The organism is Lamprobacter modestohalophilus (genome assembly GCF_016583905.1).
GTDB classification, from domain to species: Bacteria; Pseudomonadota; Gammaproteobacteria; order Chromatiales; family Chromatiaceae; genus Lamprobacter; species Lamprobacter modestohalophilus.
The window spans coordinates 1-25146 of the sequence record NZ_NRRY01000025.1 but is presented as its reverse complement, the minus strand read 5'-3'; the positions used below and the strand labels follow the sequence as shown (position 1 = coordinate 25146).

Below are 25146 nucleotides of genomic sequence, written 5' to 3'. Positions count from 1 at the left end.
ATCTCTAGCTGGCAGTGATCATCGAAGGCCCAGTCGCCGAGTAACCTTGCATTATCAAACTCAAGCTTTGATATTGCGCGCTTGTGACGCCATGCTCGTCTCTGTTGGTTGATCTGGCACTGGAAGACAATCTTTGCTTGACTTTGCCTATTGTCTGAGCAACACCGCAGCTGCCTCTGTCTGATCATGCTCAAAGGCTGGTGCGAAGTCGCCCAGCTCCGCTGGTTGCAGTCCCACCTCCGAGCTGAGTGCAATCTGGCGCCAGTTCGAGACTGCCGCATACACCTCGGCCAGAGCCGCCAACGCTTGCTGCTGGTTCAGCGCAAAATATTCGGCCCTTCCTAGCAACATGGCCACATCCGTGATCGGCCCATCCTCCTCAGACAGCCAGGTCTTTGATTCCAGCTCCTTGTCCGGAAAAGGATTAATATCGAACGCAGGCGCCAGCTGCCAGAGGCCTTTCCCAAGGTGCAGGAAGCCATGATTTTGCAAATGATCATCCACATTGGTGATCAAGAGATTGAGAACCAGCCGGCGCCAGAGCTGCTGTAAGTCCTGGGTCGGGGCATAGCCGTAACGACGAATCGCATCAGCGATTTCCGTGTAGCTGCGTTCCTCTGCGCGGGAGGCCTGCAGCAGCGTTGCCGCCGACTGGTAAGGTACCCGGGCGTCGCTCTCGCTGCGGTCGAAACGACGGATCACGGCCACGGGGATGTTATCCAGCTGCACGATACGCGCCTGAGCTGCTTCAATGCCAGCAAGCCGAGCCAGCTTCAGAGCCAGCACTTCCCCTCGTGTGACACTGCGCAGATCGCCGACACTTGGGAACTTGCCAATCGCCAGCCAGCCGTCCTCCTCCACCACAGAACATTTGGGCCGCATTCCACCCAGCGATGTCCCCTTGCCCTGCAGGTAACGCAAATCGGCGATGGTTTCCTGACCGCGCTCTAGCGCCTGGCTGGCCTGGAAGATCCGACTCAGCTCGATCAGCGGCGGTGTGCTGCGACGTCCTTCTTCGACTGTTCGAAGGTAACATCCGTCCCCATCAGAGAGGCGCAAGGCGCCGACGCGGCTAAAATCATCGACCGCCAGCAGGTAGTCCATCTCTGTGAGTGGAGCAAGGCGTGGATGCTCTTTACGGCGCTTGGCATGGTCACGGGCAATGACCCGTCTTCCCCAGGCGTCCGGGGCCGTGTCAGCGATCGCCCCATGAAAGACGGAATCCTGCGCGGTGGCCGCTTTATGAGGCTGGTAGCCCAGGCCCAATTGCAAATCGGCGGAGATGTTGAATCGGTCAGGGTTGGACAACCATGACTCGGCATAGGCCAGCGCGGTGTTTTCCCGTCGCCCCTGGCGGACATAGATCAGTTGGCCGACTCGCGTTCCCGCCTTGCCGATGCGGAGCTCGACTTGTTGGCGGACCGATGCTGTCGCAGACTTCATGACCTCTCCGTCATCATAGGGCCTCAGGGTGTTGCGCTATAAGGCCTGCGCCATAAGGCCTGCGCTATAAGGCCTCAGGAGTGTTGCGCTTGTTGCGCACACGCTTGGGCAGTTGCTCATCCATCAGCGTCAGACCAATATCATCATTCGCGGTATCAAGTAGCTGCTCCAGCGCCTGAATGTCGCCAAAGACATGCAGAGCGCGCGCAAAGAAGTGGATAGGCACCCGGACATCGCCTTTCTCCATGCGCCGGACCGTGGACAGAGAGGCGCCCATCCGCTCCGCGAGCGACGCCTGGGTGATGTGGCGCCGCCGACGGGCAAGGGAGAGATCAGCGCCCAACTTGCGAATCGCACGCTCAACCGGCAGGGGGATCGGTGATTCCATCTAAACATTCCCAGCAGGACTGATGATTAACTTTAGAACTCTTCTGAGAACGATTATAGAAAAATCCGAGTCAAAATCAACAATCGCTCCAATGGAAGCCCTTAACGACTATAAGCGCCCTCTTGAGAGCACTTAAAACACCAGCACACCAAAAAGCCCCGATGACACCCAGTTCAACACTCTCCCTCAGCGGCGAGCGCTTCACCGCGGTCTATCGCCTCAGCGGCACAGCGGCGGAGGTCGAGGTACGCGCCCGCTCGATCTGCCTTGAGCAGACAGTCGAGTTCCCAGAGGCGCTGATCCCAAATGAGGCGATTCGCGCGCAGATCGTCGGCGTGATTGCTGAGATTAAGCCCTGCTCCAGCATGGGCTCCAGCACCAGCCAAGGCACTGGCTTCAGTCCAAGCTCCAGCACTAGCCACGGCACTGATTCCATTTCCAGCTCGAGCTGGAGCGACAGCTTCGACCCCGACGCCAGCGATGAAAACCCAAGCAGCTTCGAGGTCAGCATCCGCTACCCGATCGAGGCCGCTGGACGCGAGCTCACCCAGCTGCTCAATGTCCTCTTCGGCAACGTCGCGCTGCAGCCTGGGGTGCGACTGCAGCGCATCGATCTCCCGCCCGCGCTGCTGCAGCACTACACAGGACCGCGCTTCGGTATCGCCGGGCTGCGCCAACAGCTTGGCATCACCGATCGGCCACTGCTCTGCACCGCGCTGAAGCCCATGGGGCTCAGCCCGACCGAGCTGGCCGACATGGCCTATCGCCTCGCCCTGGGCGGCATCGATTTGATCAAGGACGACCACGGCTTGAGCGATCAGACCTTCTGCCCCTTCGACGAGCGGATCACCCGCTGCGCCGAGGCGATTGCCCGTGCCAATCAGCAGACGGGTCGCACCAGTCTCTATCTGCCGAACATCACCGCGCCCGCTGACGAACTCAACGCTCGCGCCGAGCGGGCTCGCGAGCAGGGCGCCGGTGGCCTGCTGCTCTGTCCCGGTCTGACCGGGCTCGACAGCCTGCGACGACTCGCCGCGGACGATCAGATCGCGCTGCCGATACTGAGTCATCCGGCACTGCTCGGCGGCCTTAGCCTGGGGCCGAGCCAGGGCCTAGCCCACGGCCTGCTGTTCGGCACCCTCACCCGCCTCGCTGGTGCCGACGCGACCATCTTCCCAAGCTTTGGCGGGCGCTTCGCGTTCACCGCCGCTGAGTGCCAAGAGATCACGACCGCCGCCAGAGCACCGCTAGCTGGGCTCGCGCCGATCTGGCCAGTGCCCGCCGGCGGCATGCGCCTCGAGCAGGTGCCTGAGCTGGTGACCTTCTATGGACGCGACAGCATGCTACTGATCGGTGGTGATCTGCATGCAGGCGAGGATCTCACAGCGCGCTGCCAGGCCTTTCTGCGGCTCGTCAGACAGGCCTCTGAGCAAACGTCAAATGATTGAAAAACCGAAGACCGACAGCTGCGCTGAGTCCGGCGACCAAACTGCTCGCTCGGCGACAGGCCCCGTCATGGATCAACCGACCACGCTTAGCCTTCGCTGGGCGCAGCGGCATCCGGCGGCCTAAGCGCAAGCCCCCGTCAATCCGCGGCTTTTTGTTTGAACAGGCTTTGTCAACCTGACCCCATCGACCCCAATGAAATAATCAGTATTTGCCAATTCACTGAGGCTCGGGTAGCTTTGAAGACTTTCGACCGCTCGCCGCCGCGTTGCGCCCTCGCTCTCAAGGAAACGCCATGCCCAATAAGCCCGATATCGACCCCCAGGAGACCCTAGAGTGGCTCGAGTCCCTGGATGCCGTGCTCGAGAACGAGGGGATCGAGCGCGCGCACTACCTGCTCGAGCGCCTGATCGATAAGGCCCGCCGCTCTGGCGCCTATCTACCCTTCAGCGCCAACACCGCTTACCTGAACACCATCCCGATGCAGAAGCAGGAACGCTTCCCCGGCGACCGCGCCATGGAACGCCGCATCCGCTCCTTCATCCGCTGGAACGCGATGGCAATGGTGGTCCAAGCCAACCGACTGTCCTCGGAGTTGGGCGGACATATCTCCTCCTTCGCCTCCAGCGCCACGCTCTACGACGTCGGCCTCAACCATTTCTTCCGCGCTCGCAGTAAGGATCACGGCGGCGACCTGGTCTTCATGCAAGGCCACTCGGCCCCCGGCATCTATGCCCGCGCCTTCCTCGAAGGCCGCATCAGCGAAGAGCAGCTCTACAACTTCCGCCAAGAGGTCGATGGCCCAGGGCTGTCATCTTATCCGCATCCCTGGCTGATGCCCGGCTTCTGGCAGTTCCCGACCGTGTCGATGGGCCTCGGGCCGATCATGGCCATCTATCAGGCGCGCTTCATGCGCTACCTGAGCGACCGCGGCGTCCTCAACACCGAGGGCCGCAAGGTTTGGGCCTTCCTCGGCGACGGCGAGATGGATGAGCCCGAATCCCTCGGCGCCATCTCCCTAGCCGCGCGCGAGCGACTCGACAACCTGGTCTTCGTCGTCAACTGTAACCTACAGCGCCTCGACGGCCCAGTGCGCGGCAACGGCAAGATCATCCAGGAGCTCGAGGCCGTCTTCCGCGGCGCCGGCTGGAACGTCATCAAGGTCATCTGGGGCAGCTATTGGGACCCACTGCTGGCGCGCGACAACCAGGGCTTCCTACTCAAGCGCATGGAAGAATGCGTCGACGGCGACTACCAAGCCTACAAGGCCAAGGGTGGCGCCTACACCCGCGAGCATTTCTTCGGCAAGTACCCTGAGCTCGCCGACATGGTCGCCAACATGACCGACGAGGACATCTGGCGCCTCAACCGCGGTGGCCATGACCCGGTCAAGGTCTTCAATGCCTACGCCGCAGCCATGAGCCATCAGGGCCAGCCCACGGTGATCCTGGCCAAGACCGTCAAAGGCTATGGCATGGGCGTCGCCGGTGAGGGCATGAACATCACCCACTCGCAGAAAAAGATGGGCGAGACCCATCTCAAGGCCTTCCGCGACCGCTTCAACATCCCGATCTCGGACGAACAGATCGGTGCCGCGCCCTTCTACAAGCCAGCGCCCGACAGCCCCGAGCTGAAATACCTGCAGGAGCGCCGCGAGGCCCTCGGCGGCCCGCTACCGGCGCGTTTCGACGACGCCCCGGCGCTCGCGGTGCCCGAGCTAACAGCCTTCTCCCAGCTGCTCGAATCCAGCGGCGAGCGCGAGATGTCGACCACCATGGCCATGGTCCGGTTGATGACGATGATCCTCCGCGACAAGGCCATCGGCAAACTCGTGGTGCCGATCGTACCGGACGAGGCGCGCACCTTCGGCATGGAAGGCATGTTTCGCCAGCTCGGCATCTACTCGCATGTCGGCCAGCTCTACGAGCCGGTCGACTCTGATCAGGTGATGTACTACCGCGAGGAGACCAACGGCCAGATCCTGCAAGAGGGCATCAACGAAGCCGGCGCCATGTCGTCCTGGATCGCCGCCGCCACCGCCTACGCCAACCATGGCCAGGCGATGATCCCGTTCTACATCTACTACTCGATGTTCGGCTTCCAGCGCGTCGGCGACCTGATCTGGGCCGCCGGCGACATGCAGGCGCGCGGCTTCCTGCTCGGCGGCACCGCCGGACGCACCACGCTGGCTGGCGAGGGTCTACAGCACCAGGACGGCCACAGCCATCTGGCGGCAGCAACCATCCCCAACTGCGTCAGCTACGACCCCGCCTTCGCCTACGAGCTGGCCGTGATCGTGCAGGACGGTCTACGCCGGATGTATGCCGAAAAGCAGAACTGCTTCTACTACATCACGGTGATGAACGAAAACTATCCGCAGCCGGCGATGCCCGAGGGTGTCGAGGACGGCATCCGGCGCGGCATCTACCGGCTGCCGCCGGCCGAGGCGGCAGCAACGGAAGCGGCGCCGGCGACGAAAAAGAAGACGAAGGCGAGCGCCAAGGGCTCAGCACCGCGCGTGCAGCTGCTCGGTAGCGGCACCATCCTGCGCGAGGTCCAAGCCGCCGCCGCACTGCTCGCCAAAGACTTCGAGGTTACCGCCGATGTCTGGAGCGTCACCAGCTTCAATGAGCTGCGCCGCGAGGGCATCGATGTCGAGCGCTGGAACCTGCTGCACCCGGAAGAACCACCCCGCAGTCCCTATGTGACCGAGCAGCTCGCCGACAGCGAAGGCCCAATCGTCGCCGCCACCGACTACATGCGCGCTTATGCTGATCAGATTCGGCCCTATCTGCCGCGCCACTACAGCGTGCTCGGCACCGATGGCTTCGGCCGCAGCGACATGCGCAGCCAACTGCGCAAATTCTTCGAGGTCAATCGCTGGTATGTGGTGATCGCCGCACTCAAAGCGCTGGCCGACGAGGGCAGCATCCCGGCGTCGCGCGTACGCGAGGCCATTGAAAAGTATCGAATCGATCCAGAGAAGCCGAACCCGGTGACCCAATGAGCGTTCCGCAGCGTTTTCCAATAAAGCCAGCGGGACTAAGCCATCGCTTGCGGATGCCAAGGCTCCTGAGCACCCACTGGCCCTTCCAGATCGCGCATCCCCATCTGGCCCCTCACTGGTCACAGGAGACAGCAGCGTGGCAACGGTAGAAGACATTCTGCTTCCCGATATCGGAGAGTTCGCCGATGTCGAGATCATCGAGATCCTGGTCGCCCCTGGCGATCGCATCGAGCCCGAACAGTCGCTGTTGACCCTAGAGAGCGACAAGGCATCCATGGAGATCCCGTCGCCCCTAGGTGGCGAGGTCACCGAGATCAACGTCAAGGTCGGCGAGCGGGTTGGGCTAGGTCATCTGCTGCTGCGGGTTGATACCAGTGCTGACGGCGGCAAAGCGGCCGCTGAGCCAGAAACCAGCCGCGCTGGGGGAACGGCAAGCGGCGCCGATGAAACTGCATCAACCGCGAACAAACCCGCCTCGACGGCATCAGCGAAAACCGGAAATAAGCAGGCTGCGGCAGCAACCAACGCCGCCTCCACTGAGCAGATCGAGGTGCCGATGCCAGACATCGGCGACTTCACCGACATCCCGGTGATCGAGGTCTTGGTCGGCATTGGTGACCAGGTCGAGGTCGATCAATCCATCGTCACCCTCGAGAGCGAGAAGGCGACCATGGAGATCCCCTCGCCGACCGCCGGAACCGTCGAGGCGGTGCACATCAAGACCGGCGACAAGGTCAATCAGGGCGATCTGCTGCTGACGCTGAAGGGAGCGGCTCAGGCTAGCGTTGGGGATGGATCAGACGCACCCGCAGCCGAAGAAGCCGAGATTGCGCAAGCACCCGCGGCCACCGCAAAGCCCGAAGTCGCCCAAGCCCAACCCGAAGCAACCAGCGCCTCTGAAAGCACCCAGGCTCAACAGGCTCGATCCACGAGCCGCGCGCCCGGTGAGGCCGAGCGCCGCAAGGCACCGATCCTGCCACGCCCCGCGGATATGCAGGCCATCGCCAGTGGCCGCACCCCGCATGCTAGCCCCGCGATCCGCCGCTTCGCGCGCGAGCTCGGCGTCGACCTGGCACAGGTCAAGGGTAGTGGGCGTAAGGGGCGCATCCTCAAGGACGACGTTCAGGCCTACGTCAAAAAGACACTCTCAGCCGGCGGCCCGCCTGCCGCAGCCGGCGGCATGCCATTCCAGCTCCCGGCCGCGTCCGAGGTCGATTTCAGCAAGTTCGGCCAGACCGAGACGCAGCCGCTGTCGCGCATCAAGAAGCTCAGCGGCACCCATCTGCACCGCGCCTGGCTCTCGGTGCCGCATGTCACTCAGTTCGACGAGGCCGACATCACCGAGCTCGAGGCCTTCCGCAAGGGCCAGAAGCAGACCGCCGAGCAAGCCGGTGTCAAGCTCACCTTCATGCCCTTCCTGATGAAGTCCGTCGCCGGCGCGCTGGCGCAGATGCCGACGCTCAAGGCCTCGCTCTCGGCCGACGGCGACAACCTGATCCTCAAGCACTACACCCACCTCGGCGTCGCCGTCGACACACCGAACGGGCTGGTGGTGCCGGTGATCCGCGATGTCGACAAGAAGGGCCTGTTCGAGATCGCCCGCGAGCTGATGACGCTCAGCACCAAGGCACGTGATGGCAAGCTGCTACCGGGCGATATGCAAGGTGGCGTGTTCAGCATCTCCAGTCTCGGCGGCATCGGCGGCACTGCGTTCACACCCATTGTCAACGCCCCCGAGGTCGCCATCCTCGGTGTCTCACGCACTGAGATGAAACCGGTCTGGAATGCTGACAGCAACAGCTTCGAGCCACGGCTCATGTTGCCGCTGTCGCTGTCCTATGATCATCGTGTCGTCGATGGCGCTGATGGTGTGCGCTTCACCACCTTGCTCGCCAACCTGCTTGCCGATATCCGCCGGCTACTATTGTAGAGTGTCCACTGCTACGCGGACCGGGCGAGGCAACTCAACAAACACCTGAACGAGAGACTTCATGAGCGACACCGCTCCGAATAAAGAACTCAGCGCCCAAGTCGTCGTCCTCGGCGGCGGACCCGGTGGCTATACCGCCGCCTTTCGCGCTGCCGACCTCGGCCTGCGTACGCTGCTGATCGAGCGCTACCCCAGCCTCGGCGGCGTCTGCCTCAATGTCGGCTGCATCCCCTCGAAGGCGCTGCTGCACACCGCGCAGATCATCGAAGAGGCCAAGACCATGGGCGCGATGGGCGTCACCTTCGCCCCGCCCGAGATCGATCTCGACAAGATGCGCGTAGGCAAGAACAAGGTGGTCAAGAAGCTCACCAGCGGCCTCAGCGGCATGGCCAAGCAACGCCAGGTCGAAGTCGTGCAAGGCACCGGCCGCTTCGAGACACCCAACCGCATCAGCGTCGACAGCCGCGAAGGCAAGATCGCGATCAGCTTCGACCAGTGCATCATCGCCGTCGGCTCGACTCCGATCCGCATCCCCGGCTTCCCGCACGATGACCCGCGCGTGATGGACTCCACCGATGCACTCGAGATCGACGGCATCCCAGAGCGCATGCTGGTGGTCGGCGGCGGCATCATCGGCCTCGAGATGGCCAGCGTCTATGCCGCGCTCGGCGCCAAGATCGACGTCGTCGAGATGAAAGACCAGCTCATGCCAGGCGCTGACAAGGATCTGGTGCGCGCGCTCCAGAAGGTGGTCAAAAAGCGGTATCAGAACATCTGGCTCGAGACCAAGGTCGCGACCATGAGCGCCAGCTCCAAGGGCATCGACGTCGTGTTTGAAGGCAAGCACCCCGGCGAGGCCAGCTACGACAAGGTGCTGGTCGCCATCGGCCGCCGCCCCAACGGTAAGCTCATCAATGCCGAGGCCGCCGGCGTCAAGGTCGACGAGCACGGCTTCATCAAGACCGACCAGCACATGCGCACCAATATCCCAACCATCTTCGCCATCGGCGACGTTGTCGGTGGGCCGATGCTCGCGCACAAGGCCACCCACGAAGGCAAGGTCGCCGCCGAGGTCATTGCCGGCGAACCAGCGCTGTTCGACCCCATGACCATCCCGTCGGTCGCCTACACCGACCCCGAGGTGGCCTGGATGGGCCTCACCGAGACCGAGGCCGCAGCCAAGGGCATCGAGGTCGAAAAAGGTGTCTTCCCCTGGGCCGCCAGTGGCCGCGCGCTCGGCATCCATCGCGACGAGGGGCTGACCAAGCTGCTGTTCGACCCCGAGACCAAGCGCATCCTCGGCGCCGGCATCGTCGGCCCCAACGCCGGCGAACTGATCGGCGAGACCGTGCTCGCACTCGAGATGGGCGCCGACATGGAAGACCTCGGCATGACCATCCACCCGCATCCGACCTTGAACGAGACCATTGGCCTCGCCGCCGAGATGGCCCATGGCAGCATCACCGATCTCATCCCGCCAAAGCGGCGTTAATCAGAGCGATCGCTGAGGCTTAGGGGGCTCTTCGCAACCTGGTAGGCGCTTTTACGGCAATCGCCTAAAAGCTCATCCGCCAGCCAAGGGCGACATTCGTGTTATCAGAGAAATAGTCGCCAAAGGTGCCATTCTCGCCCGCGAAATAGTGCAGTCCAGCGTAGATCTCCAATGAACGGATGCCAGTCCAAACAACCTCCGGATTGAGATAGAGGTTGTCGTGATTCAGGTCGGCGACCATGTTCAGACGCGCGCGCCAGCGGCCTTGGCCCCATTCGGTTTCAAGCTGCCCGTTCAAGGAAATCACATCCACCTGGTCCAACACCCTGGGTGGATTCATCAGGTGGTGCCCCATCAGCTGGAGATTCAAACGGGTATCCGCATCACCAGGGTAGAGTTCGATGCCAGCCACCCAATCCACGCCGTTCACGGTCTCCATCTGTAGCGCTTCCGTGGTCACTGGCACGTCGCTCAGCCAAGCCGCCTCCAAGCGCAGGGTGGCCGACCCCAGCACCAGACCGAGGTCACCGCCAACCACTGTGGTGTAAGGATGCTGGCCTTCAAAGGTTGGACGCCCCTGCCCCTGAGCGACCGCTAGCTGCGGACTGGCACCGGCGAGCAAGGCCGCACGAACCTGCGGGTCCAACGCGTAGTAGGGCAGCGAATGCCGGACCCGCTGCAGGGTCAGGGCGTAATCGAGACCGCTCAAGGTCTGACTAAAGCGGACACCCCCGCCAGCACCGCCGGGTCGGGCATCATCCCCCACACTCCCAGCCGCGAGCAGCCCCTGGAGCAACGGACCGGTCGGAATCCCCAGCACCATCCCGCGCTCCTGATCGACCGGATACCAGACGCTCTCCTGCTCCGGCAGCTCGGCGGCGCGAAATTCGGGAATCAGAATGACGTCCAGCTTGGTGCTATCGCCGAATTCTTCCCAACGTAGCATCGGCACCGCACGGCGGCGCTCGCCCAATTCGTCGAGGATAAAGCGCGTGATGTCCTGCACCGAGAGCCGATCGGTCGGCGCCACTTCGTCAACCCGACCCCAGAGCACGGTCTGAGCACCCGCTGTGATGCTGCGACGGTCATCCCGATAGCGGACGAAGGTCTCGCCATAGTCGAGTCGAGTCCCCTCGGAGTGACGCGCACCGGTTTGCAAGGTCGAATCTAGTCGCCCCGCAGCCTGCCACTCCCAAGTCTCGCTCGGTCTCCACCGCGCTGAGACCTGGCCTTGAGCGTACAGGGTGCCAGCCGCCTCGCTGCTGGAGCGGGTGAAGGCCGCGGTTTCAAGCCAAAGCCGGTCTAACCCGATCTCGAAGTCACTAGAGCCCAACGCCTCAGCGCCAGCGCTTGAGCCGGATGTTGGCTCGGCCAGCGGCTCGGCCGCCGCCGGGAGCTGATCGGCATCCGCACCCTGCCCCAGCACGATGACATCACCGTCCTGCGCCCCGCTGGCGTAGCTCCCAAGCACCATGCTCACACCAGCGACCAGCGCCATGAGAGGCCTCAGCATCGACATGCAGCGTTCCCCAACAATGACTTCCGCAGACCTCTCAGGGCCGAGAGCGCGCTTCGAGGCTTGGATCTTCCAGCGCACGCTTCGAGAACAGCGATGATGGCAGACCCCGGTCGTACCGAGTCACGGCACTCGTTAGCCGCGTCTCGTGGTTTTGCTCCAGGTCTGTCATCACACTCGAGGTCACCGTCCAGTAACCTTGAATGCGCTCCAACCGCTCCACAGTCAGACGCTTGAACGGCTTGCGGGCTCCAGGCTCATAATATTCAATCTGCAACGGCACTAGCGCCGTCGGATGAATCCAGCTCACCCGCTTGCCGTAGACCGAGTTACTCGCGCTAATTGGAATACTCTCGAGCACCTCGGTTTGCACGCCCTCAAGGCGCTCGGAACGCAGCCAAGTGTGGCGATCCATCGACACCTTGCGGTCCCGCAAGTCCTCGTAGAAAAAGTCCGAGCCAACAAAACGCCCACCCTGGCGATCCGCTGAGATGCGCCGCGAGCGTTTTAGCGCCGGCAGATACACCCATTGCTCGGTATCGCCTGCCGCAGGGTCGATGGTCAGCAGCCCCGTATCCGCAATGTCAGGTGGATCAGTGAAGCGAATCAACGTCGACACCGCTCCGCTCCCCGACTCCTGCCGATAAATAATCAGACTACGCGTGCGCGGTGAGCCACCCCGCTCTGTCAGCACCATACTGCCGCGGGTCGTGACATCATCGCCATCCGGACGGTTATAGACCCGTTCAGCCAGATCACGACCACGCGCTTCATCAGCGCTCAGCGCGCAAGGCAACAGCACCAGCACAACGGCAAAAAGCAGCCATGGAATCAACAAGCGCGGCTTGTTGTAGGCAAGCAAAGCGTAAGCAGGCAAAGCGTAGGCAGGCAAAGCAGGGGCAGCAAACACGGGAAGATCCTCCAACTCAAGCAGCACCAGGCTGACGAGCCTAACAGACATCAGCGATCAGAGGTCTTGTCAAAAACCGGGCGGCCAGTCGTCAAACTCAACTGACAATCGCGGTATGTTCTGGTCAAAATGCCGCGAGGCATCCTGAGCGGCGACCAAGTCCTCGACCGACATCCTGATCTGAAGCCGCTCCCGCTCTCGCTCAGCATCATACAGCCCGCGTGCCGCCGCAAGATTCAGCCACTGATAGGCCTGAATGACATCGACCTCAACGCCACGACCATCCGCCAAGAGCTTTCCCAGCAGCAGCATCGCCATGGGATTTCCTGCGAACGAGGAACGCTGATACCACTGATACGCCTGGGCATGATCCTGAATCACGCCGCGCCCCTTCTCATAAGACCGGCCGAGGAACGCCTGCGCTTGATGATGGCCAGCGTCGGCCGCCTTGCGTACCCAATTGATCCCATCCACGAGCTTAAACTGCTGGTCTTGCTGCCAAGCCCGTTTCACCAGACGCACACCAACCTGATATTGCGCCTCGGGATCACCCGCCAACGCCGCCTGCTCAAACCCTTGATGCGCTGCTGCCGGATCAAGACCGAGGTCTTCCGCCCCTACCCCAGGACCAGAACGCACGATCCGGCTCACCGACTCGACCGAATCCGAAACCGGCGTCACCCAGGGCTGACGCGAGTAGCCCCAAGACAGCGCCGCGACCACGGAGACGATACCCAACGCACTGAGTAGCCCAAGCCGGATCAAGAACGCATCTTGCGCGACAAAGAGATGACCACACTCGCAACATCGAAACCGCCGCGTCACTCGCAGGCCGCCTACCGAACCCGCTGTATCACGCCGCTCCAGCCTCGATTTTCTGACATTGTCGGTGCCACACTGTGGACAACGCGCAGATCGCAAAACATTCGGAATCAATGGGAGCAAATGAGACTCCATCGCAAGCAGATGCACAACGAGCCGGTAGATTGTCGACCTAACTTTCGCACATTTTTCACCCAAGCGACAACACACCCAGCCAACCGCTCACAGTAACCTGAGTCAAGCGCTTGCCCCGGACGCTTCTAACCCAATCAATGCGCGCAGCGGTGCCAATTGTTGATGCCAAGAATAAACCCGACGGATGGTTGCAAGCGCTTCGCGACGAACCGCAGCGTACCTGAGAGGATGCGTCGTCAACGCCTCAATGGTTTGCAAGTAGCGCGCTGCAGAGTCCGCGATGAGAATATCGACGCTGTCGTCAGCTGCGATGCCCTCTGCACCAACCGTCGTTGCGATCACCGGCAAACCACAGGCCATTGCTTGCAGGATTTTGTTTTGCAGCCCGCGCGCGATGCGAAAGGGCGCCACAAACAAAGTCGACTGCTGAAAGTACGGCAAAATCTCATCAACATACCCGGTCACGCGGATGCCCTCGTCCCGAGCCAGCGCTTGAATAGCAGGCGTCGGATTCATCCCCGCAATGGTGAACGTCGCTCCAGGCCAGCGTCTTCTCACTGCGGCCCAAACATGCTCATAGAACCACAGCACCGCATCAACATTGGGTGCATAGTCCATCACGCCCACGAACAACAATCGTGGAGGCGCAAGCTCCATCGGCGACACTGCCGGCGAAAACTCATGACCGTCGATCCCATTGCCAACGGTCAAGATCCTGCATTTCGCTTGGGGTTGAGAGGCTCGAAACAACGCTGTCTCGGGCTCCGCCACCAGCAGTGCTGCATCAAAGCGCTCTGCCACTGCCTTTTCGAGCGCAGCGACCTTCTCAGCTTCGCGTTGATAGACAGACGCCATGACTAACCCAGCATGATCAGCATACTGTTGCCATTTATAAGAATCCAGATCCATAAAATCCATAATCGTTAGCGTCTTTGATGACAAATAACGACGACTCTTATCGATATAAGGCGCCATACTTGACGCAGTACAGAGGATGGCATCCACTGAAGTCGTTGAGAGGCTGCCCTGCAAGTCTTTCAGCAACTGACTGGAGTAAAAAAAAGACTCACTGATGGCACAGTTAACAACAAAGGCGCGAAAATAACGGATAAGCCTTGAGCTCGCGCGATGATAACGTACCTGGCATACAGGATGCATCCGTTCGAGTTGCTCGCAGTAAGCAATATCCAGGTCGGTCTCCACCGTACAGAGAACAGTGACCTGAGCACCATTGGCAACAAAATCCTTGATTTGGTGATATGTTCGCAACTTCTCACCCTTGTTGGGCGGGTAAGGAACTCTATGCGCCAAATAAACAATATTCAAATCGTTCACCACTGCCCAACAAGTCGACAGCCGACACGCGGGTCATCTGACACTCGGGTCATCTTTAGGTTAACAGCCTCTTCATCGTCTGGAGACAACATCCTTGTACAGCGCATCGTATGCCTTGACCATGTGCTCGACTGAAAACTGCCGATTAAAGCGAACAAAGGCTCCGCGCGAAAATGCCTCGCGGAGATCCGGTTGCTCCACCATCTGCTTCATCGCAGTCGCAAACGCCATCTCATCGTCATTCGGCGTCACTATCCCATTCTCAGCCCGAGCAACGACCTCGGCATTACCACCCGCATCAGTGACGACACAAGGCTTGCCAAGACTCATCGCCTCCAACAGGGTCATCGAGGTCCCCTCACTCAGAGAAGACAGCAAAAAGATATCCATGGCTGCGATATAATTGACAGGGTCAGTGATATAGCCAGTAAAAAACACGCGCTCATCCAGACCCAATGCGTGCACGAGCGTTTCCAAACGCATTCGCTCCTCGCCATCCCCGACTAAGAGCAATCGGGCATCAGCATGCTCAGCAACGACCCGAGAAAAGGCCCTGAGCATCATCGTCTGATTCTTAATCGGATCGAAACGGGAAACGGTTCCAAACAGAAAATGACGTTCGTCTAAACCATAGCGCGCACGAATATTCCGAACCTCCTCGTTATCTGAGTATAGCTGAGCGATCCCGTTGTAAATCACAACAACGTCTTCAGGCTTGATCGCCTCATAATCGACCAACGCCTGCTTGGTCGAACCTGAAATCGCCGTGATCGCAGAGGTTAGACGCGCAAACCATGGATTCAGCAACGTCCGTTTCCAGCGGCGTGAATCGGGATAAAAACGCCCATGCTCGGTAAAAATAACCCTAGCCCCTGTACCCAGGGATGCAATGAGCCCATACACCCAAGGGGTATATTGATGACAATGTAGAACATCAATCGCTTGCGCCTGAACAAGGCGACGAATACGTCGTATCAGGGTCCAGTCGAAACCCGGATGCCGACGATAGCTTTCTATCGCAATACCTTTGCTCGCCAGCTCTTGCCCCCATGGTCCTAGCGGATGTTCTATACAGAACAAAGAAAAATCAACGTCCGGATCAGCTTGCGCAAAACCTTCAATAATGGCCTTGATGACCATCTCCGTGCCACCAATCCGCATGTCGAAAGTAACATGGAGAACCTTCATTGGTAGGCGACACTCTCTTGATCAGCGGCAGTCTGTTGTCTTCGCATGTAATAATCTTTGGCAAGTGCAATATATTCGTAAAATGCTCGGCGCGCTGCCTCGAGCGCAAGGATCGAGGGAATCTCAAGCCTTGGCGTCAGGTTTCCTAAACTGATAAAATCGACAGGGTAGAAAGAAACATTCTGGCGATTATCCACGAGCAGCCTGATTCGTCGAATATGGGTGGCAGATGAAATAATCAGTGTCGGCCGATCTTTCAAGAACGCCATTGCAGCAGTAATTTCCCCAGCAGTAGTGCCACCACGCTCAATCAACATGATATCCTGCTTCCTGACACCAAGGGAAACCAAAAGCGCTGCCGCCTTTTCCGCATAACTCACGTTTTTATGAGAATTGTTTTTCCCACCGGTGACCAAGATCTTACCCTGATACTGATGATAAAGCCGCGCCGCCGCGGTTAATCGCTGCAACGAGCATTCAGCCCAACGACTGATCTCCGGAACGTCTCCCTTGTCGGAGTAATAGCAGGCTAATGGATAAATAAATGATTTCGCATATTCTAGTTCAGGCTCGACGCGATTCATATACTCAAGCGGATACAGTAGCAGGTCAGTGAAATAGTGCTGGGAGAAGATAAACAATACGCTGACAGCGATCCCATAGCTCATCATACGGGCAAGGGCACGGTGCGCTAAACCAAACAAAAACCCCAGGACAAAAAACAGGCCCGCGATGACCAACGGGGAGCAAAGGGTGACTACAATACCCTTGATGATCGCCACTCAAGAACCTCCCGCGTATCCGCTCACACGACCGAGGCCGCCGACCTTGTACACCGCAAAAATCACGGACCTCAAAAACACCGATCAATTGAAGGATACTTGGACCTCGGTTCAGGCCACGGTCCATGATGCCCCGTTTTTCCTGACCTGGCCGTGGATTTCAATCTGGCTCGAGACCTACAATCCGCAATGCCTGCAGCTCACCGGCTATTGTGGCCAGCAAGCCGTCTGCGTCGGCCTATTGACGCGTTCCTACGTCAAGCGGCGAAAGCTGATCGGCGCGCGGCAGCTGCGGCTTCACCAAACCGGCATCCAAAGTCAAGATCAAATCTGGATAGAGTACAACGACTTTCTCGTTTCTGAGCAACACAGAGCCGCCGCAGTCAGCGCGTGCCTGAAAACATTGGCGTCGCTGACAGACTGGGACGAGCTCATCATCTCCATGATGCCCCGCAACCGCACCAAACAAGTGCAGCGCTGCTTTCACCGAAGCCGAATCCTGATGACGGCGCCGGCCTATGCTGTCAGCTTGTCGCCGTTCGGTCGTGATCCAGCCAAGTACATGCCCAGCCTGTCCCCCAACACGCGCTACCAGATCCGAAGATCGGCGCGTGACTACAGGATGCAGCATGGTAACATCTCCCTCGAAATCGCGGCTACCGAGGAGCGTGCGATCACCCTATTTCATTTGGCCGGGTCCCTTCACAAGACGCGGTGGAGTGACAGCGGCTTCAACAACGCCGAGTTTGTGCGCTTTCATGAGCACCTCATTCGCTCTACTTTCGCATCAGGCAAAACTGCAATATTGAGTATCACCGCCGGTAACCACCTCATCGGTGTGCTCTATTTCCTAATCGACAACACGACGGCCTACTTTTATCTCCAGGGGCTGAACTATGACAACAACCCCAAGCTCAAGCCAGGCCTTTTAGCTCATCAACTGGCCATCGAATATTTCATCGCCAGAGGATTACAAGTGTATGATTTCATGGGAGGCCATAGCCAGTACAAACAACAACTCGGCACTCTCACACAGAATCTCGACAGTTTTCTCATTCAAAGACCGCGGCCACGCTTTTTCATAGAAAATCTGGCCCGATCGCTAAAAGATCGTCTCATTTCCTTCGGGACAGACAGCCGATGACTAAGCTCGACAATACCTCCCTACTGATTGGCCTAATCCTGCTGATCCCAGCGGTCTTCTTTGGCACCACATTCTCAATGGCCCAAGTCTGGGCTACCAATGAAACCTTCACACATGGTTTTATCGTTTTTCCGATTTCGCTGTGGCTAATCTGGCAAAATAGGCAGCAGATCAATCAAGCCCCGCTGTGCAGCACGCCTATGGCATTAGTGCTGGCACTGCCCGTGATCGGCCTTTGGATGTTAGGTGCCCTGGTTGACGTCAAGATCGCTCAACAACTGGCCCTGATCACGCTGATCCCGCTTTCGGTCTGGGCGCTGCTGGGCCCGCGCGTCCTCAGTGCGGCCCTCTTCCCTATCGGTTACCTGATATTCGCGGTTCCTCTCGGTCAGGAGCTCATCCCTCCGCTGATGGATTTTACCGCCTACTTTACCGTCGAATTGATTCGACTATCCGGCGTCCCGGTTTATCAGGATGGACTCTATTTCACCCTGCCCTCGGGCAACTGGTCGGTGGTCGAAGAGTGCAGCGGCGTCCGCTATCTCATCGCATCGCTCGCCCTGGGTACCATCTACGCCTACCTCAGTTACAACAGCTTCTACAAACGGATCATCTTCTTCCTGTTCGCCATCGCTGTTCCCATCATCGCCAACGGATTGCGAGCCTACATGATCGTAATGATCGGACATCTTAGCGGCATGAAATATGCCGTCGGAGCAGACCACCTGCTATACGGATGGGTGTTTTTCGGTATTGTTATCTTTCTCATGTTCTATATCGGCAGCTTCTGGCGAGACCCGCAACCAGAACCCTCGTTCTCTGATGACAAGCCTGCACCGCCCCCCAGTCGCTCCAACAACATCAGTTGGCAGGTGGTCGTCTTATTTTCCGCCCTGTTGGTAGCGACCAAACTGGTTACAGCTTCTCTCGTGGCACCACCAACGGAAGACTTCATACCACAGTATGTGGAAATCCCCAGCCAACTCGGAGACTGGGGCGAACGAGAGACAATCGGCTTTGACTGGGCGCCTATTTTCAATAATCCAGACCAGCATGTGGACGTCATTTACGGCAATGACACCCAGGCAGAAACAGGTGCTGACACCGATACCGTGCGGGTCGACATCGGTTTCTTCCGTTATCAACGCGATGGCGCCGAAGCGGCCTCCTCGCTTAACCGGCTATCAGATCCCTACGATGGAGACTGGAAAATCATCGCCAGCAGAACCAGTCGCCATGGTCGCCAAAGCATCCAAGAAACCGAGCTCAGAAAGCAAAATGAAAAGATCATGGTCTGGAGTTGGTATCGTGTCGGCAATCAAGCCGCGAGTAGTTCCGTTGAGGCAAAGCTCAAACAGTTGTTTAGCCACTTGCTCAGCGGCCGACGTGATGCCTCAATGATGACCCTTGCGACAGACGCAGGGGAGAGTGCCGCGGCCGCAAGAGACCGGCTCAAGCGCTTTAAGACCAGTCTCGAGACACAAGTGTTTGAGTGATTCAACATGTGCGGCATTGCAGGTTTCACCCAATTCCATCGCCCCCTCGGTGACCATGACACCCTTACGCGGATGGGTGAGGCCATCCGCCACCGCGGCCCCGACGCGCAGGGCAGCTATCTCCAAGGCTCGGTTGGATTACATCACCGCCGCCTCTCGATCATCGACCTCTCCGCGGCCGGCAACCAGCCGATGCATTCCCATTGTGGCCGCTACGTGCTTGTCTTTAACGGCGAGATCTACAACTTCCTCGAATTGCGCGAAGCCCTGGCAAAAGACGGATACCCATTCCGCACCCAGACAGATACGGAAGTCATTCTCGCGCTCTACGCCCAAAAAGGAAAAGACTGTCTTGCTGACCTAAACGGCATGTTCGCCTTCGCGCTCTGGGATCGCGAAGAAGAGCGCTTATTCCTGGCACGTGACCGCATCGGCAAGAAACCACTCTACTACAGCCTCATTGACGGCGACATCGCCTTCGCCTCAGAGATCAAGGCCTTGCTCGCGGCAAACCTAGTCAATCGGACCATACGCCTCGATGCGCTGCGCGATTACTTCGCCTTCCAATATGTCCCAGACCCAAAAACCATCTTCGAAGGGGTATTCAAGCTCGAACCGGGTCACTGGCTGGAAATCACGGCCAGCGGCCATCGCAAAGCAGAGTACTGGGATCTCTCCTTCGCAACCAACGGCATCGACGCAGACCAAGCCATCGGTCAGTTGCGCGAGCAAATCAATGCCGCCACCCGACGGCGCATGGTCGCCGACGTACCGCTCGGCGCCTTCCTCTCTGGTGGGATCGATTCCAGCGGCATCGTCGCCACCATGGCCCAACAGAGCGAGCGTCCGGTCACCACCTGCTCGATCGGTTTCGACGAAAAACGCTTTAACGAGACTGAATTTGCCCAGATCGTCGCCCAAGCATACGCGACGGATCACCATGAATACGTCGTCAACCAGCAGGTTGCAGAGAACCTGCATGAGATTGCCCGCTACTTCGACGAACCCTTCGCCGACGCGTCTTTAGTCCCCACCTATTTCGTCTCAAAACTGGCCCGCCAACAAGTCAGCGTCGCGCTGGCCGGTGATGGTGGTGATGAAGTCTTCGCCGGCTATGAAAAATACGCCATCGACGCCATCGAAAACCGCTGGCGCGAGCGCGTACCGACCGTCATACGGCACAAGCTGCTGCCAGCCATCGCCTCACTCCTGCACCGCACCCCTGTCAGACTGCTCCGTCGCGCGGGCACGCTCTTGTCAGCCTTAGCCACGGAACCGGCCATGGGCTTTTATCTCTCCAATGCCCAGATCACCGATGCACAATGGCAGCGCATTGCCAGCGAAGACACCCAACAACGTCTTTCCGACTACCACCCGAGTACCCAGGTCATCGACGTCTACCGGCGCTGTGATGGGCCAGACCACCTCTCACGCATCCTCTACACCGACATCAAGACCTTTCTGCCGGGCGACATCCTCGTCAAGGTCGACCGCATGAGCATGGCCCACTCCCTAGAGGTCCGCGCGCCGCTGCTCGACTACCAGCTCATCGAATTTGCCGGCCATCTGCCGTCAGCGCTCAAGTTCCATGAGGGCGAGAAAAAACGCATCCTCAAAGCCGTCTTCAAGCCAGACCTACCCGAGGCCATCCTCGACCGCCGCAAGATGGGCTTTTCCCCGCCACTCGCAGACTGGTTTCGCCAGGATTTACGCAGCCTCGCCGAAGACAAGCTCCTCAAGGCCCAAGACGGCCTCCCCCGCTACTTCAACATCGAACGCATCCGCGAATTGTGGAGCCAGCACCAAGCCCGCACCCACGACCACGGCGCGATCCTATGGAGCCTGCTCATGTTTCAACTCTGGTGGCAGGAATACATGACCTGAATTTTGCTAGGCTTCTGCGGCGCATGGGCTGTGAACGGCTCGACGCGCAGTCTGGGCCAACTAGGCAGATTCCATGCTAATCCACATAATAAATCATGCCTCGTAAAATTCGAGCATTACTGAACGATCTGCAGAAATCAGGGTTCATAAATCGTGGAGGAAAAGGAAGTGAAGCAAAAGACTCGAGAAGCAAAACAATGAAAGGAAGTGCAAAATATTTAAAAATTGTTGAGTGGTCGGATGAAGATCAATGTTTCATTGGTGAATGCCCTGGTGTTATTGGCCCATGCTGTCATGGGGAAAATGAAAGAGAAGTTTATTCGGAGCTTTGTGAAATAGTAGATGAATGGTTGGATTTATGGAAAAAAGAAGGAAAGCCATTGCCACCATCGACCTATGGTAGAGGTATCGCTCAAAAATTGGCAGAAATGGCCTAACAAGCTGCCGTAGCCCACCGCCCACTTCGCTTTGAAATAGCCGAGAGCATTCCGCTGATAGTCGAGCGGATGGCGTAGCGCTCGCCGTCGAGCATGACATCGCCTCCGCCCGGGCCGTACCTTGGATGTCTCGCCCAAGGATGCCCTTGGCCTGGGAGCCGACGAAGGCCAGTTTGGCGCTGGTCAGAGCAGTGCCTTGATGATCAGCGAGACGATCCCCTGAATGATACGCTAGGGCATGCGTGAGGATTCTGGAATCGACACCCTGCTTGACCTGCACGATCAGGTCATCGAGCAAGGCCAGGGGTATTGGCTTAAGATCGAGGCATGGCGGGTTGAGCCGACAAACCAAATCCCGCACGGCATTCGCTACGCGCTGACGCTCCACGAGCCATCCGGGCAGCGCATCCTCGGTTATGACAATGCGCATGCGGTTAAGCCACCGAGGACGTTCAAATATGCCGGGCGCATCCTGACCTTTGATCACAAGCACCGCCACCGCTCGGACAAAGGCGTGCCCTACGAATTCCAGGATGCCCACCAACTGCTGACAGATTTTTTCGCGGACGTGGATCGCGTGCTGCTGGAGGTTCAACAACGATGAAGGCCATTGTGATCGGAATCATGCCGCAGGAGAAAATCCGTGCACGGATGCTGGCCATCGCCCGGGGTGAGTACCGGCCCAAACCCGGTGAGCCCAAGGTCTGGTTCACCTCGATGAAGTCGCTGGCCGAAGTGTTGAGCGATGAGAACCGAGCGCTGCTGAAGGTCATCAGCGAAACTCAGCCGGAGTCGATTACAGCGCTGGCCGAGGCCACCGGGCGCAAACCCAGCAACCTGTCTCGTACACTCAAGACCTTGTCGAACTATGGCATTGTCGATATGCAGCGCGAAAAGCGCCATGTGCGCCCCATTGCCAAAGCAACCGAGTTTCGGATTCTGACGGCATAAGCCTAATGCCCCATGAACCGCTACCTGGCCCACAGCGCATGATCTACCAACAAGAGCACGCGCCGGAAGCCACCGCAATCAGCGGTTTTGCCGAGCGCTTTCTGCGCCAGGGTGAAGCCATTGGCGAAGCCCGCGGTGAAGCTAAGGGCGAAGCCCGTTTACTACGGCAGCTGTTAACAAAACGTTTCGGCGAGCCCTCCGAGTCGATCCACCAGCGTCTTGAAACCGCCGACGCCGAGACGCTAGCCCTCTGGTTCGAGCGCGCCTTAGAGGCCCCCACACTCGAAGACATCTTTTGCGATTGACCGGTATTTCTACCTCGTGGCCGTTGAAGGCCTCCCACAAAAAGCCCAGGACGCGGACATAGCGACCCGCCCGGAAAGACCATCCTGTTTCGGATATTTCGATTATTCGTTTATTTTGGTTATACTCCGCCTCATGATGCTGCTTGAAGCTCCCAGGAGGCTGCCATGACTACACTCTCTCTCACCCATTCGTTGCCGACGGCCGAAGAAGTTGCCATCGCTCGCGAGAGCGGTCGGGCGTTGTCCGCCTTCCTGCAGACCCGCGCGGAAGCTCAGCAGTTCGAGATCTTCGACGACAAGGGCGCGTCTCATCCGGTCCGCGTCCCGGTGTCGGCGTTGCGACTGCTCGTCGACGTCCTGACCGAAATCGGTGAGGGCAACGCGGTCAACATCATCCCGATCCACGCCGAACTGACGACCCAGGACGCAGCGGACATGCTCAACGTCTCGCGGCCCTTCCTCGTGCAGTTGTTGGAGCGCGGCGAGATCCCGTTCCACAAAACCGGAACGCACCGTCGCGTCCGCTACCAGGATGTGATCGCGTACAAGGAGCGGATCGACGCTGAGCGCAGCAAGGCCCTTGATGCATTGGCCGAGCAAGCCCAGGCGCTCGAGATGGGGTACGACTGAATGAGTTCGAACTTTACCGTCATCTATGACGCGTGCGTACTCTACCCGGCACCGTTGCGCGACCTGCTGATGCGCCTGGCACTGACCGATCTGTACCGGGCGCGTTGGACGGACAGGATCCACGACGAGTGGACGCATAACGTTCTGAAGCAACGGCCGGACCTGAAGGCGGAAGACCTGGAGCGGACGCGGTCGCTGATGAACGCTCATGTCCGCGATAGCCTGATCACCGGCTTCGAGCATCTGATCCCGTCTATCGAGTTGCCGGACGCCGATGATCGGCATGTGGCAGCACCCAGACGACTTCATCTTTGATCTACTGGATCTGCACGCCGCCCGAGTATGCGAGGCGGCTGCCAACCATCGCCGATCGCTGAAGAACCCGCCCAAGACGGTCGACGAATACCTGGACACGCTGCTCAAGCAGGGACTGACACAGACCGTCGGCCAGTTACGGGAGTGGAAGGTAGTGATCTGACGGACGCGGGTTCAATTCCCGTTTCGGGAATTGAACGGGTCCCCGAAAGCTGATGGGGTTGAGCAGCCTTCCTTGCCACCAATCAGCTCGAAAAACCCGCTTGCAGACCTCACGGAAATGCCGTGAGCTGGAAGCGTTCGCAGAGCGATTGGTAGCCGAGGCAACCCATTTTTTCTTCAAAGGCCAAGGTTTTTGTTAAAAAAACCCTATCATGCCACTTTTTTGTTAACGCCGAATCAAGCCGGCGGAGGTCGTCGAAGAACAGGGACTCGGCGCCGCGCTTTCGGTCGTCACAAGCGAACCGCCTCGCGCAGCCAATCTTCATGTCCATGTCGCACGCGCAGAATGTAGATGTCGTTTGGCCGAATGGTGTAAATCAGGATATGCGAACCGACCGGGTGAATGCGGCATGCAGGACGCAGCTCCGAGCGCTCTGGCCCGGCAAACGGGTTGTCGGCTAAAAAATTAAAGGCCTGATACAGTTTTCGGTGGTAGCGCTTGGCTTGCTCAAGCCCAAAGTCCATCGCACCTGTGACGTAAATCTGGATCAAGTCCTCCTCGGCCAGTTCACTGAGAACATACGGATTCACTTGATATTCGCAAGCCTTGCGAGCGCCTCGGCTTCGACCGCCTCCATGGATCGCCGCCCTTCACCAGCGGCCAGTGCCTCGTCAATGAGGCTTTGTAGCTCGACAATCTTTGCAGCACGCTCCTGATCGCGACGTATCAGATCCCGAACGTAATCGCTTACATTGCTGTAGCGACCTGAGCGCGAGCATTGATCGACCCAGGCCTTCATCGCATCCGGCAAAGAAATGTTCATGGTTGCCATAAGATCACCTCCGGGGACGAGGTTGGCAATCTTTGCCAAATATTGTCAAGCTACTAAACAAACTACATCGCTTCATATACCGCCCGCTCACGCGCCTGCTCGCCCAGCCGCCCCGTCTCGCGCTGCGCCAACACCCAGGCGATGTCGAAGCTGATCACCGGGTTGGCGCAGACTGACATCATCGTGTAGACGGCACCCTGGGAATGCCGGTGACAAACTCGATAAAATCCCACTGGTCGGCATGGGCTGAGTACCCACCGATACTGTGGATCTGGGCGCGGATGGCGTAGCACTCGCCGTCGAGCATGACATAGCCTCCGCACGGGCCGTAGCGCTGAATGTCTCGCCCGGGCCTGCCCTAGGCCGGGTAGTCAACGAATGCCAGTTTGGCGCTGGTCAGAGCAGGGCCTTGATGATCAGCGAAACGATCCCCGCCAGCACAGCGCCCATCATCCACTTCAACAGTAATGGAATGGTCCGCCCCGCTCCTCCAACACACCCCGAGCGGGCACAATAAGCGATGATGAGAACCCATCGTCAACCAAGGTAGCGGAGCAGACCAATGACAGAGACTCACAAAGACCGGGCCATCACG

25 protein-coding genes are annotated in these 25146 nt (G+C 59.0%); 14 read left to right on the top strand and 11 right to left on the bottom strand.

Going from position 1 to position 25146, the window contains the following annotated elements; genetic code table 11:
* Positions 1-147 precede the first annotated feature (147 nt).
* Both CKO42_RS14880 and CKO42_RS14875 read right to left on the bottom strand, forming a co-directional pair.
* A complete protein-coding gene (locus CKO42_RS14880) occupies positions 148-1443 on the bottom strand; it encodes a type II toxin-antitoxin system HipA family toxin (protein WP_200245570.1) in 1296 nt (431 codons plus the stop codon).
* 64 nt (positions 1444-1507) lie between these two features.
* Complete coding sequence (locus CKO42_RS14875; RefSeq protein WP_200245562.1) at positions 1508-1831, bottom strand: helix-turn-helix domain-containing protein; 324 nt, start codon at positions 1829-1831, stop codon at positions 1508-1510.
* Positions 1832-1992: 161 nt separating this feature from the next.
* On the opposite strand from CKO42_RS14875, the gene CKO42_RS14870 reads away from it, so the two are divergent.
* The 4 genes from CKO42_RS14870 (at position 1993) to lpdA (ending at position 9706) form a co-directional block, all read left to right on the top strand.
* A complete protein-coding gene (locus tag CKO42_RS14870) occupies positions 1993-3279 on the top strand; it encodes a RuBisCO large subunit C-terminal-like domain-containing protein (RefSeq protein WP_242479409.1) in 1287 nt (428 codons plus the stop codon).
* A 293-nt stretch (positions 3280-3572) separates the two neighbouring features.
* Positions 3573-6284, top strand: a complete 2712-nt coding sequence (aceE, locus tag CKO42_RS14865) for a pyruvate dehydrogenase (acetyl-transferring), homodimeric type (protein WP_200245560.1) — start codon at positions 3573-3575, stop codon at positions 6282-6284.
* A gap of 136 nt (positions 6285-6420) precedes the next feature.
* The gene (gene aceF / locus CKO42_RS14860) at positions 6421-8214 is read left to right on the top strand and encodes a dihydrolipoyllysine-residue acetyltransferase (RefSeq protein WP_200245557.1); all 1794 of its coding nucleotides are present in this window, start codon (positions 6421-6423) and stop codon (positions 8212-8214) included.
* A gap of 61 nt (positions 8215-8275) precedes the next feature.
* A complete protein-coding gene (gene lpdA, locus CKO42_RS14855) occupies positions 8276-9706 on the top strand; it encodes a dihydrolipoyl dehydrogenase (protein ID WP_200245555.1) in 1431 nt (476 codons plus the stop codon).
* Between the two features lie 64 nt (positions 9707-9770).
* Here the strand turns inward: lpdA and CKO42_RS14850 are convergent, their stop codons facing one another.
* The 6 genes from CKO42_RS14850 to CKO42_RS14825 form a co-directional block, all read right to left on the bottom strand.
* Complete coding sequence (locus CKO42_RS14850) at positions 9771-11204, bottom strand: hypothetical protein (protein WP_200245552.1); 1434 nt, start codon at positions 11202-11204, stop codon at positions 9771-9773.
* Between the two features lie 55 nt (positions 11205-11259).
* Entirely contained in the window at positions 11260-12183 is a 924-nt protein-coding gene (locus tag CKO42_RS14845) for an outer membrane lipoprotein-sorting protein (RefSeq protein WP_200245551.1), read from the bottom strand.
* Positions 12184-12201: 18 nt separating this feature from the next.
* Entirely contained in the window at positions 12202-12957 is a 756-nt protein-coding gene (locus tag CKO42_RS14840) for an SEL1-like repeat protein (RefSeq protein ID WP_200245549.1), read from the bottom strand.
* A gap of 234 nt (positions 12958-13191) precedes the next feature.
* The gene (locus CKO42_RS14835; RefSeq protein WP_200245547.1) at positions 13192-14424 is read right to left on the bottom strand and encodes a TIGR03087 family PEP-CTERM/XrtA system glycosyltransferase; all 1233 of its coding nucleotides are present in this window, start codon (positions 14422-14424) and stop codon (positions 13192-13194) included.
* A gap of 72 nt (positions 14425-14496) precedes the next feature.
* Positions 14497-15612: a glycosyltransferase gene (locus CKO42_RS14830; protein WP_200245545.1), complete on the bottom strand. Its 1116-nt coding sequence runs from the start codon at positions 15610-15612 to the stop codon at positions 14497-14499.
* Complete coding sequence (locus CKO42_RS14825) at positions 15609-16394, bottom strand: ElyC/SanA/YdcF family protein (protein WP_200245543.1); 786 nt, start codon at positions 16392-16394, stop codon at positions 15609-15611. Before CKO42_RS14825 ends, CKO42_RS14830 begins: the two co-directional genes overlap by 4 nt.
* A 46-nt stretch (positions 16395-16440) precedes the next feature.
* Between CKO42_RS14825 and CKO42_RS14820 the strand changes: the two genes are divergently transcribed.
* The 10 genes from CKO42_RS14820 to CKO42_RS28730 all read left to right on the top strand — a co-directional run bounded on the left by CKO42_RS14820 (position 16441) and on the right by CKO42_RS28730 (position 23719).
* The gene (locus tag CKO42_RS14820) at positions 16441-17538 is read left to right on the top strand and encodes a GNAT family N-acetyltransferase (protein ID WP_200245541.1); all 1098 of its coding nucleotides are present in this window, start codon (positions 16441-16443) and stop codon (positions 17536-17538) included.
* Positions 17535-19034: an exosortase A gene (gene xrtA, locus CKO42_RS14815; RefSeq protein ID WP_200245539.1), complete on the top strand. Its 1500-nt coding sequence runs from the start codon at positions 17535-17537 to the stop codon at positions 19032-19034. The genes CKO42_RS14820 and xrtA overlap by 4 nt, the downstream gene beginning before the upstream one ends.
* A gap of 6 nt (positions 19035-19040) precedes the next feature.
* On the top strand, positions 19041-20918 hold the full coding sequence (gene asnB / locus CKO42_RS14810) for an asparagine synthase (glutamine-hydrolyzing) (protein ID WP_200245538.1): 1878 nt from the start codon (positions 19041-19043) through the stop codon (positions 20916-20918).
* Between the two features lie 95 nt (positions 20919-21013).
* Positions 21014-21355: a hypothetical protein gene (locus CKO42_RS14805; protein WP_242479407.1), complete on the top strand. Its 342-nt coding sequence runs from the start codon at positions 21014-21016 to the stop codon at positions 21353-21355.
* Between the two features lie 238 nt (positions 21356-21593).
* Entirely contained in the window at positions 21594-21959 is a 366-nt protein-coding gene (locus tag CKO42_RS14800) for a toxin-antitoxin system TumE family protein (protein ID WP_200245536.1), read from the top strand.
* Positions 21956-22306 (top strand): HVO_A0114 family putative DNA-binding protein, encoded by a 351-nt coding sequence (locus tag CKO42_RS14795; protein ID WP_200245534.1) that lies wholly within the window; start codon positions 21956-21958, stop codon positions 22304-22306. Before CKO42_RS14800 ends, CKO42_RS14795 begins: the two co-directional genes overlap by 4 nt.
* Positions 22307-22344: 38 nt before the next feature.
* Complete coding sequence (locus CKO42_RS14790) at positions 22345-22611, top strand: transposase (RefSeq protein ID WP_200245532.1); 267 nt, start codon at positions 22345-22347, stop codon at positions 22609-22611.
* A 165-nt stretch (positions 22612-22776) separates the two neighbouring features.
* Positions 22777-23241 (top strand): helix-turn-helix domain-containing protein, encoded by a 465-nt coding sequence (locus tag CKO42_RS14785; protein ID WP_200245530.1) that lies wholly within the window; start codon positions 22777-22779, stop codon positions 23239-23241.
* Entirely contained in the window at positions 23242-23556 is a 315-nt protein-coding gene (locus CKO42_RS14780) for a hypothetical protein (RefSeq protein ID WP_242479406.1), read from the top strand.
* The gene (locus CKO42_RS28730; protein ID WP_242479405.1) at positions 23525-23719 is read left to right on the top strand and encodes a VapC50 family PIN domain-containing toxin; all 195 of its coding nucleotides are present in this window, start codon (positions 23525-23527) and stop codon (positions 23717-23719) included. The genes CKO42_RS14780 and CKO42_RS28730 overlap by 32 nt, the downstream gene beginning before the upstream one ends.
* Before the next feature lie 290 nt (positions 23720-24009).
* Here the strand turns inward: CKO42_RS28730 and CKO42_RS14775 are convergent, their stop codons facing one another.
* From CKO42_RS14775 to CKO42_RS28285, 3 genes are all read right to left on the bottom strand, one after another.
* Positions 24010-24309, bottom strand: coding sequence for a type II toxin-antitoxin system RelE/ParE family toxin (locus tag CKO42_RS14775; RefSeq protein ID WP_200245528.1), 300 nt, complete (start codon positions 24307-24309; stop codon positions 24010-24012).
* Positions 24306-24551, bottom strand: coding sequence for a type II toxin-antitoxin system ParD family antitoxin (locus CKO42_RS14770; RefSeq protein WP_200245525.1), 246 nt, complete (start codon positions 24549-24551; stop codon positions 24306-24308). The genes CKO42_RS14775 and CKO42_RS14770 overlap by 4 nt, the downstream gene beginning before the upstream one ends.
* Positions 24552-24729: 178 nt before the next feature.
* Entirely contained in the window at positions 24730-24858 is a 129-nt protein-coding gene (locus CKO42_RS28285; RefSeq protein WP_338034925.1) for an MBL fold metallo-hydrolase RNA specificity domain-containing protein, read from the bottom strand.
* Positions 24859-25146 lie beyond the last annotated feature (288 nt).